10 protein-coding genes are annotated in these 12,036 nt (G+C 37.1%); 1 reads left to right on the top strand and 9 read right to left on the bottom strand.

What is annotated here, in order from left to right:
• The first annotated feature begins 9 nt into the window (after window positions 1–9).
• Window positions 10–1,566, top strand: a complete 1,557-nt coding sequence (locus HCX49_RS02125) for a DUF6850 family outer membrane beta-barrel protein (RefSeq protein ID WP_168125996.1) — start codon at window positions 10–12, stop codon at window positions 1,564–1,566.
• A gap of 53 nt (window positions 1,567–1,619) precedes the next feature.
• Here the strand turns inward: HCX49_RS02125 and HCX49_RS02120 are convergent, their stop codons facing one another.
• From HCX49_RS02120 to HCX49_RS02080, 9 genes are all read right to left on the bottom strand, one after another.
• On the bottom strand, window positions 1,620–2,828 hold the full coding sequence (locus tag HCX49_RS02120; protein ID WP_168125995.1) for an APC family permease: 1,209 nt from the start codon (window positions 2,826–2,828) through the stop codon (window positions 1,620–1,622).
• Window positions 2,821–3,705 carry a hypothetical protein gene (locus HCX49_RS02115; RefSeq protein ID WP_168125994.1) on the bottom strand — a complete coding sequence of 295 codons (885 nt, stop codon included), beginning with the start codon at window positions 3,703–3,705 and terminating at the stop codon, window positions 2,821–2,823. The genes HCX49_RS02120 and HCX49_RS02115 overlap by 8 nt, the downstream gene beginning before the upstream one ends.
• Window positions 3,706–4,201: 496 nt before the next feature.
• On the bottom strand, window positions 4,202–7,330 hold the full coding sequence (locus tag HCX49_RS02110; RefSeq protein WP_168125993.1) for a S41 family peptidase: 3,129 nt from the start codon (window positions 7,328–7,330) through the stop codon (window positions 4,202–4,204).
• Window positions 7,331–7,356: 26 nt separating this feature from the next.
• The gene (locus HCX49_RS02105; protein WP_168125992.1) at window positions 7,357–7,578 is read right to left on the bottom strand and encodes a LytTR family transcriptional regulator DNA-binding domain-containing protein; all 222 of its coding nucleotides are present in this window, start codon (window positions 7,576–7,578) and stop codon (window positions 7,357–7,359) included.
• A 9-nt stretch (window positions 7,579–7,587) separates the two neighbouring features.
• On the bottom strand, window positions 7,588–8,079 hold the full coding sequence (locus tag HCX49_RS02100) for a LytR/AlgR family response regulator transcription factor (protein ID WP_168125991.1): 492 nt from the start codon (window positions 8,077–8,079) through the stop codon (window positions 7,588–7,590).
• Window positions 8,076–9,125, bottom strand: a complete 1,050-nt coding sequence (locus tag HCX49_RS02095) for a sensor histidine kinase (RefSeq protein WP_168125990.1) — start codon at window positions 9,123–9,125, stop codon at window positions 8,076–8,078. The genes HCX49_RS02100 and HCX49_RS02095 overlap by 4 nt, the downstream gene beginning before the upstream one ends.
• A gap of 207 nt (window positions 9,126–9,332) precedes the next feature.
• Window positions 9,333–10,250 (bottom strand): helix-turn-helix domain-containing protein, encoded by a 918-nt coding sequence (locus HCX49_RS02090; protein ID WP_168125989.1) that lies wholly within the window; start codon window positions 10,248–10,250, stop codon window positions 9,333–9,335.
• Window positions 10,251–10,323: 73 nt separating this feature from the next.
• On the bottom strand, window positions 10,324–11,118 hold the full coding sequence (locus HCX49_RS02085) for an SDR family NAD(P)-dependent oxidoreductase (protein ID WP_237682701.1): 795 nt from the start codon (window positions 11,116–11,118) through the stop codon (window positions 10,324–10,326).
• Window positions 11,119–11,455: 337 nt separating this feature from the next.
• The gene (locus tag HCX49_RS02080; RefSeq protein WP_206368148.1) at window positions 11,456–11,914 is read right to left on the bottom strand and encodes a peroxiredoxin family protein; all 459 of its coding nucleotides are present in this window, start codon (window positions 11,912–11,914) and stop codon (window positions 11,456–11,458) included.
• Window positions 11,915–12,036: the final 122 nt, after the last annotated feature.

Below are 12,036 nucleotides of genomic sequence, written 5' to 3'. Positions count from 1 at the left end.
GAATAAAAAATGAAAATATCTTCTAAAATAGTCTATTTAACACTGATCGCAACATTAAGCGGTACGCAGTTACATGCACAAAAAAGCCCCAACGCATTGGAACCTTCATCCATTTCCTTAAATGAAAGTAAACGGCTTTGGCAACATACAGGAGTTGCAGCGGCATTGACGTTAGATTCAGTGCTACACTATTCCACTTTATACCTTGCACATCGTTCTGATCAAGGAGATTTCAGGCGTCCCCAGCAAGCTAGATCATCAAATGAGCAAACAATCGCCACTCGCGGTAATTTAAACCTCGGCCAGTTCTATTTGGAAGGTGGATTTAAATATAAACGGCAGCAATTGAATGAAGTCGATTTTAATGCTTCACTTATCGATCCTTACCGAGGAATGCCTTTTTTAGTCGCAGATACCAACAGTAGTGATTGGCGCAACCAACATTATACTTTGGACTTTGCTGTAACTTCCCCGAGATACAAAGATCGCTGGACTTTTGGATTAGAAAGTCAATATAAAGCCTCATCCGGAGCAAAACAGCGTGATATTAGAGCCGAAAATTATTATTACTCCCTCTACCTGAGTCCCAGTATCATGTATCATTTAGGCAAACATCATCTTGGAACGAGTTTTATATATCAAGATACGAAAGAAGAGTCTGCTCAATCTTTGGTCAATACCTATGTCAACCAACAATACTATACCGTTATGGGGCTGGGGCATTCCATAGCTGCACTTGGAGGAAGTGGATTGTATAACTATATGGGCAATTCCAGCGGGCTAGGTTTGCACTATGAATACAGTGGATCGGTTCGCGTTCTTCTCAGCGGTCATTACAAATGGGAAGCAGAAGATGTCAACAGCTCCTACAGCAGTCCGATGCCTGTGGGCTCTGTATCACGAAAAATTCTGTCCGCAAACGCTTCCCTATTCAAAGAAGATAACGTACGGCTGCATCGCATAAATGCAACCTTTTATCAGCGCGATATGAACGGTATCGAATATGTATTACAACGTATCAACCGTGAGGAGGAAAATTATTGGGACATCTTATCAAAAGATGTCAGATCCACTTACCGCACGACAATCAGTGGTCTGAACTATACATTCTTACATAAGAAAAATGTTGGCTATAAATGGAAATTTAATGGAGGTATCCAATATGAAAAGATTGACGACCGCTATATCATCCCCGGTAGTAATAAAAAATCAGAAACATTTTTATATCAATTAGGCACCGAGAGACAGATCCTATTATCTTCCCACCTCGAACAAGGATTAATGATCGGTTTACAGACATCCTATCGTCAGCGCATCAGTGCAAACTATCATTATAAAGGAAATTTCCCTGAATATCCTACCGTAACGAAGCTCGAAAATAATGATCTAGCCTGGATGCAGAGCGATGCGTTATGCTTACACATTCCTGTCCGCTATTCGCTTCAGGTACAGGAAAATAAGCTATCGCAACTTTATATTCAGGCTGAGGGAAGTTTAATGAAACCCTCAAGTAAAATATTTGATAAACGAACCTCCTACCAAGTGAGCGTTGGGATAAACTTTTAGATCAAGGATTACAAATGGGAGCATACAAAAAACATGCTTCCATTTGTAATTTCTTAAACATAAGCCATAACAGCAGCATAAAAGAGGTAAAGGTTGGAAGTGCTGATGACTAAACAATAGCCTATCGCACAGATTTTAACAAATAATGATAAATCTGCCCGATCTCCCTGCCTTTTATCATGAATAAACAATCCCAGTACTACCGAAACCGAACACAAGGATAAGACGACCGATGTGAGCGCAAGAATTGTTTCAAAATTAACAATCCAGATAAATAAAATACTGACAAGCGCCTGGATTACGATATGCTTTCTGGGGATTTCAACGAGAGAAATAGTTCCCTTAAAAAGTTCTTCGACCTTCATCGAAACACGAGAACCAGCCCAGACCATTGCGCTGATCCCCGATACAAGCAGTAGCGCGATGACAACAGAAAAAGCACGGCCTATTGTACTGCCAAAAATATTTTTAGCAGCCACTTCCCCTACTTCGACCACGCCTTTAAGTTGTGCTATACCAGACGAAGTCAAAAACACGAAATTCAGCAACATATATAAGACTGTGACCAGAGCCACAGACAAAAATAGAGACCGGTATAAGATCGTATCCTGTTTAATTTCACGGAAGATATAGACGCTTGCATTCCATCCCGAAAATGCATAGTGAACATACATTAATGATAACATATAGGGCACCGTAAATATCGTATCTATATCACGCTCAATCGGTTGGATCCGCACAGCTCCTTGATTACCGGCACTCAACCCAAAACCTATAAAAATCAGTAACACAACCACCTTAAAACCTGAAGAGATGGCCTGTAAACGGCTGCTTGTACGAATATCGATGGAATGCATGACACTGATAGCGATAACCAGTGCTGAGGCCAAAATTGCGGCATTACATAACGTTGTGGGTATTAAATAATTTGCAAACGCGAGCGCAGATAACGCAATTGGTGCAGAAAATCCAAATATTAATGTGATAACCCCTGTTAGATAGGACGCCTGCTTACCGTAGAGCTGGCTCACAAAGTAAGTCTCTCCTCCAGAATCAGGAAAATAGCGAATCAACTGCCTGTAACTGACCGCTCCGCAAAAAGCAGTCAGCCCTCCGATAAACCATAAAAGCATAATCGGAAATACAGAAGTGACACCCTCTAATTGAAAACCTAAACTTGTAAAAATTCCTGTTCCGATCATATTGGCAACAACAAGAGCAATTGCGCCCAATAACCCTACTTTTGTGGAATATTTAGTCATTCCCTTTCTTTTTGCTCAGCGCTTTAGCATGATCTTGGATTAACTCATAAGCTCGCACTGTACTATCTTGTTTTAAATAATGCCCACGTAATGTTTTATAATTTTCTAAAACATGTTTCGCACTTTTATAAATTGCCGAATCGATAGCTGATGGCACCTGGTCTTTGGGGTACGCATATACAAAATTCCCGGTTTCACGAGCGTAAGTGGGAATTTGAAAAAAGTTTCTTTCAACATGTATACCTGTGCTATCCGATTGTTGAAAAGCTTTAACGAAAAAATCTACCGCATAGTCCGGATAGCCAAATAAATACCCATACCCGCGAAGCCTTTCATAGCGTTTTTCGTACTCATTGACCGTAAGAAGCACTGCAGGATCCGTACCGGGCACAAAACCATATTGTCCAAAGAACGATTTTCTTGCACTGAGCACACTGTCTACAGCAGAAATACGTAGCACCGTCACTTGCAGTACCCGTGAAGAGCTGTACCCCGATCGATAAGGAACAAGAACAAATTTAAGGTCTGGAATCTGAATCAAATTTAACGCCTGCTGAATCTGGTGAAGTGTATCCAATTCACGAAACTGTTTTTCACCCGTTACAATACTCCCTTCCAGCCTTTTACTGCTATCACGATTGCCAATTGGAAAGTTGAAAGACACAACGCTACTCATAGGCTTAATGTGACCAAGAATGGTGTACAAAGCTTCACCATCAAGTCCTGCCTGCAAAATAGAATCTCTTAAGCGATGTATGGAGCTGTCATCTTTTTTTGATGACAGATTTCTGTTTGGGACCGTCCGACAGGAGTTGTTTGCAACCACAGTTAGGACAGATAAAAAAATTAATGCGAACAAGCGCTGACTACGTTTCATATGATAAATGTGTATTTCTTATGCATACAAATGTACTGATTGAAAACCCTAAAAGCAATATTGTTGCATTTATAATTTATTTAAAGAGTAGTCCTCTTTAAATAAAGTTGTTATATCATTGAAAGCTACAGCAGACCTGCTGTTTATAAAGCAGCAAAATGGATTGACGTAGTACAGTAGAAAATCAAAATGCACCCAAAACTTTTGGATGACGAAACAAAAAAGAGGAAACGATAAGAAACATAAAAAAATTACTGTACATCAAAACGTCAAGATAAAGGGTCTAATGAAAATTAGGCCCTTTTATTTTTACACAAAAGGGTAACATAGTGCTACCCTTTATAGTACAAAAAAAGCTGTGATTAATTTAATTACTAGCGTTTTTTCTTCATCTTCCATAAAAACCGACTCTAAAAGTACCATGAACAGCAATCTTCGTAACCAAATACATTTTGATTTTAGCTAAATATGGTAGCAAACTTAAAGCTACACCAATCTATTTATTAATGACAGTAAGCATTTCAACTATTGCACGTTCAAGTTGCTGATCTTCTCCACGGTGTAATGCTTTATACTCATTAAGCACTTTGATATCTGGCTCAAGTTGAAAATTTTCATTGGCATGTTTATTATCAACAAAGTATGTTGCTGCCGTCGCAAAATAAACACCAACATTCTTATTAATCTGAACTTCGCCCTGAGATGCCGTTCCTGTTCCAGGTACTGGCATTCCCACAAGCTTTCCAATTCCCATCATTTTGTAAGTATACGGTGTAAGATAGGCATCTGAATAATTACCTTCACTCATTAACATAATACTTGGCTTTGTCCATTTTTTGAACGGTTCACCTGACGGGGTAATTCTATTCTGGCGGTTTTCTGTCAAATAAATTTTTCCGTTTAGAAATGTTGTCAGTTCATCATGAAGAGATCCGCCACGATTAAATCTTGTATCCACGATAAGTGCTTCTGCATTTCTATATTTGCCCAGCGCCTTATCATAAAGATTTTTCATCCCTGAATTGTTCATGACGCGCACATGCACATAACCAACTTTGCCTGCAGATAAACTATCCGTCAAAAATTCCATACGTCTTACCCATCGATCGTATAGTAAATATTCTGTTTCATCAAATATACTTATAGGCTTGACCGTTTCTTCATAAGTTTGTCCGCTGATGGTATCGCGAAAAATAACTTCCGTAGACTTACCAGTCCGATGATTTAACGCTCTGCTCCAGTCTTCACTCGCAGTTAATACAATCCCATTGATCTGTTCAATAATCATATTAGGACGCATCTTAGAGTCTTTCAGATCAAAAGGTCCGCCACTGATTATTTCCTTGACCAACAAACCATCTTCCCGTCTTGATTCATCATATAAAAGACCTAAGGCTGCAGTTTCATCAGCATAAGCATAATGAATACGTGACCATGCCCCAGTATGAGACGTATTGAGTTCACCCAAGAATTCGTTGATCATCAATGCAAAATCACGATCATTCGTTGTGTGTTCGACAAATTGTTTATAATTCATGTAATATCTATCGATTTTGGTGGCAATTAAATCTGGATACATAAATCTTTTTTTGACAAGTTTATAGACATGATCAAAAATATATGCTCGTTCTGCACCCAAGTCAACATGCACCTCAGCATTAATATCAAGAGTTATTATTTTTGAACTATCAACATTAATCTTATGTATACTTCCTTCATTTAAAATAAAGATCCATTTTCCATCTTTTGTCATCTCCATCTGTGGATTCGACATCCCAAGTTCCATGAACAGTTTATTGTAATTTGATTTCAAATCTGCAACGTGTAAATCATATCCATCCGACCCGCTGCCCAAATAGAACAAACGATTTTGATCAGGTGACATAACAGATACAGCAATATCGCCTACAAAATTTGTAAGGCGCTTTTTTTCCATCTCCCCTTCTCTATTTAATCCCGGCTTAGAATCAAAATACATCGCAAATACATGCTTATGGCTGTCTTCTGTAAAGTTTTTATAAGAGTCATTATCTGAAATCCAATAAAACATATCGCTATTAGTCGACCACATAGGTTTATCATCCACAAATCCGCTTTTAGTCAAGTTGGTATACTTTCCTGAGCCATCGTTTTTCAAGAGCAGCACCTCATTCATATAACCTGTTGTTCCTTCTTTACTATGAACCAGAAGACTTCGGTTATCTGGAGACCATTTAAAATATTGATCACCATCATTATTGGAATAATTTATTCCTTCTGGCAAAAGCAGCTTTGTTTTCTTGTTAACGACATCATATGTCCTTAAGATATCTCGATTTTCAACATAAGCAATCTGATTGCCATCAGGTGAAAATACACCTTGAAATTCATCATTTGCAGTCGATATTAAAGCTTGTTTAGTTAATTTAGGATTATCGTAAAAATACTGTTCTTCAACACCCTTAATACAAAATTGCTCTATATCCCAAGAAGCGTCCCTTTCTACAGAATATAATAATTTTTTACCGTCAGTGCTAAAATGTGGCATTCGTTCTTGATAAGGTGTCGAAGTTAATTTTACTGTTTTACTTCCGTCAGACGAAGTAACAAAAAGCTCTCCCCTACTCACAAATGCTATTTGCTTTCCATCAGAAGAAACAGTCATTTCCGCTATTTCTCCCTTCACCGCTATGCTCTTAAAAGGGTTAATATGTGACTTATCTTTCATGTTAACATTTATCTTTTGCGGCTTTTTTCCAGGTTTTAACAAATAAAGATCACCGTTAAAGGTAAAGCTAAGAAGGCCTGAAGAAGACCTAGAGAGGTTACGTACAGGATGGTCCGTAAAATGCGTGATCTGTTCCATTTTTGACGTATCATTTAGAGAACTCTTAAATATATTTAAAGAGCCCGTCCTTTCACTCAAATAATAAATAGCTGTTCCTTCACCCCAGATCGGATTAAGATCTTCGCCAGTAAAAGTTGATAATTTCTGATAAAATTTATCTTTCAGATGGTAAGTCCAAATATCTCTTGTTACCGAGGATGTATGGTGTTTACGAGCATTATTTTCACCACCCTTAGCATCCTGAAAAAGTAGCAGACCGCCATTTTTGTGGAGTTTTGCCTTATCCATCCCAGCATTGCTGATAAGTAAACTTCTGCCTCCATGAACCGGCACTTGGTATAAGTTTTTGAAGAAAGTATTGCTCGCCGGAAAACGAGCTGAGGTTATAATGTCATGGCGTGCAGAAGTAAAAAGAACATTTGAATTATCAGCAGAAAAGTCTTGAGGAATATCTTCTCGTGAATTATACGTTAACCTTGTGGAAACTCCCCCTTGAGCCTGCATGATAAAAACATCAAAGTTGCCAAATTCATTGGAAGCATAGGCTATCGATTTACTATCATGGCTCCATACCGGATAACCACAGTAAGTTTTCCCATTTGTTAGCTGTACCGCAGTTCCACCTAAAGTGGAAATCTTCCAAAGTTTCTCTTGATACTCAAAAGCAATCCATTTACCATCTGGTGAAATTGCTGATTGCTGTATCCAACGGGGTACCTCTTGCGCACTCACATGCCTAAAATTTAAGCATAAGATTCCTGTAGCTACTATGAGCTGTTTAAAAATTTTAATATTCATAAAAATAATAGGTGTTTATTTACTATTTATCCCCACTGTTCCAATCGCTGAATTACTTTCTTTGTGAAAGTAACTCCAATAGGTATTGTTTGTGCGTTGATTTTAATTTCGTTGGACGTGTAAGAAGTGATGTGCCGAAGTGCAATGATAAATGAACGATGTACACGTATAAAACGATCTATTGACAGCTTTTCTTCAAAATAATTTAGACTTTGATATGTTATTACTGTTTTATCCGTTGTTTGCACTTTTACTGCCTATTTAAGACCTTCGATAAATAAAATATCGTTTAATAAAAGCCTGACCATCTTATTTTCTGAACGCACATAAATAAATGCTTCAGGATCATGTTGAACATTAGCAAAACTCCGTATTTGAGTTTCAATATTTCCTCTCTTATCCATAAACTTATCGATAGCTTTCAAAAATCTCTCAAAAGAGATCGGCTTTAATAAATAGTCCAAGACATTCAGATCAAACCCCTCTACAGCATACTCGCGGTAAGCTGTGGTTATAATGACTGCAGGCAAATTTTTTAAGGTTTTTAGTAATGCTATTCCTGTAAGTTCTGGCATTTCTATATCTAAAAATAAAAGATCGATAGTATTATTTTGCAAAACATTGTAGACTTCACTTCCGTTACTGCATGAAGCAACAAGTACCAGCTCATTAACTTTTGATATGTAATTTTCAATTACTTCCCTCGCTAATTCTTCATCATCAGCTATAACACAATAAACTTTTCTCATACTCTTATTTTTAATTCAGCTTCAAAAATTCCATTAATTTTATTCAAGACGAGGATATAATCATCACCATAAAGTAAATCCAATCTTTTTTTCACATTCACTAAGCCCAAACCATTTTTCCTACTGTCACTTTCCTCTGAAAAACTATTCTCTACTTTTAAAAATAATTCTTTATCAGTCACATTAATACTGATGGTTATCCAGCCCACCTCTTTAGTAAGTCCATGTTTAAACGCATTTTCAATGAATGGGAGTAAAAGCAACGGATAGATCGTTTTGTTTTCAATATCACCTGAATATTGAAAAAATATATCCAACCGATTTGAGAAACGTAATTTTTCTATGTAAATATAACTTTCCAGGTGCTGTATCTCATTCTTTAATAAAACTGTATTTGCGCTCGCTTCATATAACATGTAATGCATAAGGTCAGAAAGCCTGAGCACAACCTGTGGGGACTGTGAGGAGCCTTTTAGTGTAAGCGCATATAGACTGTTTAATGTATTGAAGAAAAAATGTGGATTAATTTGAGCTTTAAGCAAATTCAACTCGGCAATTCTCTTTTCTTCCTCCACCTCTCGCAACCGTCTTTCTTTGCCTAAGGCAACCTGCATGATCTTGAGCAACATGTGAACAATTATGATGGAAAAGAACAAAAAACTATTGCGAAAAATGCGCACGGTATTCCAGTAATAGTTGATATCCGCATGATAAGATAATGGATCATACATTTTACCGAGAGGTATCCATAGGATATAACTAAAAAATCGTTGCAATGCTCCACCGAGTAATAAAAGAAAAACAAATGAGATAATATAGCATAAATAATTTTCACTAAAATAGTACCGAGGCATTAAAACCAGCGTGTTAAAATAGCATAATAGCATAGCAATCGGAATCAGCGATAGCAATTCTGGCTCAGGTACTAAAGTAAATACATCTTTTGACTTCCATCCCTCATTTACAATTACGTAAAGAGTAATGATAATCCAAAAAGAAAAGTGTTTAAAAAACCGACTTTGTAACCGACAAATGTTCAATACCATAATTCAAATGTGAAAAATATATCTGTATTAAAATTCATTAAAACGTTAATAACGGTTTTTTACCCTTTAATTGGATATATAAACCCTCCAATGAAATATATACCCCGCTCAATGTCTTACACAATTAGCGATTATACGGCATAGGCCACTTGGACAACCCATTCTCTTTTTCAAACTTAATCAACCAGTATATTTAACATACAGGACCTAGGAAAACATGGCTCTAAATGCTAAAGGACTTTGCTTTGTTTTATTCTTAAATAACTTACTAAATGATTGTGGATACTCGAAGCCTAAGCTGTAAGCTATTTCATTGACGGTTAATTTAGTAGTAGATAGTTTCTCTTTGGCTTTTTCAATCAATTTCTGGTGTATATATTGTTGTGTATTTTGACCGATAAGTGAGCGCAATAGATCACTTAAATACCCAGGTGAAATATTTAATTGCTCAGATAGCATCTGTACAGTCGGCAACCCTGCTTCAAGCGATTTTTCACTATTAAAATGACAGTCCAATATAGTCTCTATTCTCTGTAAAATATCGTTATTAACAGCCTTACGGGTTATAAACTGTCTTGTGTAAAAACGATTTGCATAACTAAGTAATAATTCGATTTGAGCGATTATCACGTCTTGACTAAACTCATCAATTCTGCTCTTCACTTCACTTTCCATTATTCTAAATACCGAAAGGATATCTTTTTTTTCAGTATCAGATAAATGTAGAGCCTCATTTACATCGTACGAGAAGAAGCCGTATTGTTTTATTTTATTGGCCAAATTATAACCCAGAAGAAAATCTGGATGTATCAATAATATATAAGATGAAGCGGGATTACTAAAAACTGAATTTCCCACAAGTTGATTGGGTGCTAAAAACAACAGACTACCTTCTTCAAAGTCGTAATAATTTTGCCCATACTTGAGTCGTCCTTTACTTTTTGTAATAAATGTTATCTTGTAAAAACTAAGAATATCATAGCCTACTGCCATCTCTGGTTTGAATGGGTTAGCTTCATTAAAATGAGAGAGACTAATAAGCGGATGTTGCGGTTTACCCATTCCGAAAGCTTCATGGATCTCAGAAATAGACCGAAACCTTTTAAGCTCATCTTTATTTTTCATATATAAATTTAATCAAAAAATTCAAAACCTATATGAAATAAATGCGCATATAGATTCTGAATTTTTCACTTCATTACCAAGGAAATATTTCCTGATTAGGTCCAGTAAACTTTCCCGTAGGACCATCTTCTTCTAGAGCAACCCGTATAGGTTCGAGTGAACCAACCTCTATGGAGTCAGTCCCTTGAAAGTTATTGAGCGCTGTTGCAGTGAAACCTGGAGTAACCGCATTAACTTTTATGTTTTCAGCTTCCAGTTCTATGGATAAAGATAGCGTTAAAGCATTCAATGCTGCTTTAGAGGCACCATAAATAGCATCAAATCCATTTCGCCACGGACTATTAGGGTCGGCATTTAGTGTTAATGATCCTAAACCACTCGAAACATTAACGATACGCGGGTTTTCAGCTTGGCGAATCAATGGTAAAAATGATTGTGTTACACTGAGAACTGCAAATACATTGGTTTCCCATACAGTACGCATTTCAGCAATAGAAGCGACACTAGGTCGCTGGCTCGCCATCATTTCCTCAAGTGTGCCACGATGTATACCGGCATGTGAAATACCCGCATTGTTAACCAATAATGTTAGATAACCAAAGTCCTTTTCCAACTCTTGAACAGCAGCGTATACCGAGGTTGCATCTGTTACATCAAGCTGAACTGCTCTAGCATTATTTCCTATCGTTGTGGCTGCGGCATATCCTTTTTCAATATCACGACAACCTAGATAAACAATGTATCCATTACCTGCCAAGGCTTTTGCGATCTGAAATCCTATACCTTGATTTGCACCTGTTACAAGTGCAACCTTTATTTCCTTGGATAAATTGGAATTTACAATCCCTGATTTGTTTGTTTTCATCATTTCCTTTTTTAAATTTTATATAACAAAACTCCTAATTGTCATGAGAAAGATTGTTGCCAAAACGAGGAAATTTCTAAGCAAATTGGGCATTATTCTTATGAGTTCTGTCACTTTAGTTACGCTTGAAGCCCATACATAAATTTTTATACCATGTTTTTATACAAAAAAGGGTGCTCCAGAATAAAATTCTAAAGCCCCCTTTCTGTAACCATGAATTTTTACTAGGACAATTTAGTTTGCCTCCTGAAGCGAAATTCTTCGCCGAATACATCCAATTTTAAAATTAGCATTCCGCAATAACCTTATTTGCGATAAGAGAATATGCTCTTCCCAATATTCAATTACCAAATACCTTTGCCAATTCAGTGTGTAAGTTATCGCCTTTTAAATTGATTGCAACAATAGTTCCTTGCGGATCCACCAGATAATTCTGCGGAACAGCCCTTACACCATATAAAACTGCTGCCTCGTTAGACCACCCTTTCAAGTCAGCAACTTGGATCCATGGCATGCCATCATCTTCTATTGCTTTTAGCCAAGCATTCTTTCTTTTAGTATCATCTAGAGAAACAGCCAATACCTCTAAGCCTTTATTCTTATATTTATGATATGCTTTAACCAAATTCAGGTTCTCAGCACGGCATGGGCTGCACCAGCTCGCCCAAAAATCGATCAATACATATTTACCTTTAAAATCGGAAACCTTAACCATTTTACCTTTGGTATCCAGTTGTGAAAAATCGGGAGCTTTACTGCCGATCTTTATACTTCGCTCCGCTAAAAACCGTGCTTCCAACTGGCGCGCTGTAGTAAGCTGGCGTACCTCTTTCGAAAGTTTTAAAAATATCGGTTCAATTTCAGAAAGCTTTCGTTTATTGGAAGCATCTGAAGCTGAGGTAAAGGGAAAAACCGAACTGC

Origin of the sequence: Sphingobacterium sp. B16(2022), from assembly GCF_012030425.1 — a bacterium.
GTDB lineage: Bacteria > Bacteroidota > Bacteroidia > Sphingobacteriales > Sphingobacteriaceae > Sphingobacterium > Sphingobacterium anhuiense.
Note: the sequence above shows the minus strand (reverse complement) of the source record. Positions and strands in the feature narration are given on the sequence as shown.

Excerpts from the sequence above, each read along its gene's own strand:
- HCX49_RS02090 (WP_168125989.1), bottom strand. The coding sequence starts at position 10,250 with ATGAAAAATAAAGATGAGCTTAAAAGGTTTCGGTCTATTTCTGAGATC.
- HCX49_RS02085 (WP_237682701.1), bottom strand. The coding sequence starts at position 11,118 with ATGATGAAAACAAACAAATCAGGGATTGTAAATTCCAATTTATCCAAG.
- HCX49_RS02100 (WP_168125991.1), bottom strand. The coding sequence starts at position 8,079 with ATGAGAAAAGTTTATTGTGTTATAGCTGATGATGAAGAATTAGCGAGG.
- HCX49_RS02125 (WP_168125996.1), top strand. The coding sequence starts at position 10 with ATGAAAATATCTTCTAAAATAGTCTATTTAACACTGATCGCAACATTA.
- HCX49_RS02110 (WP_168125993.1), bottom strand. The coding sequence starts at position 7,330 with ATGAATATTAAAATTTTTAAACAGCTCATAGTAGCTACAGGAATCTTA.
- HCX49_RS02095 (WP_168125990.1), bottom strand. The coding sequence starts at position 9,125 with ATGGTATTGAACATTTGTCGGTTACAAAGTCGGTTTTTTAAACACTTT.
- HCX49_RS02120 (WP_168125995.1), bottom strand. The coding sequence starts at position 2,828 with ATGACTAAATATTCCACAAAAGTAGGGTTATTGGGCGCAATTGCTCTT.
- HCX49_RS02115 (WP_168125994.1), bottom strand. The coding sequence starts at position 3,705 with ATGAAACGTAGTCAGCGCTTGTTCGCATTAATTTTTTTATCTGTCCTA.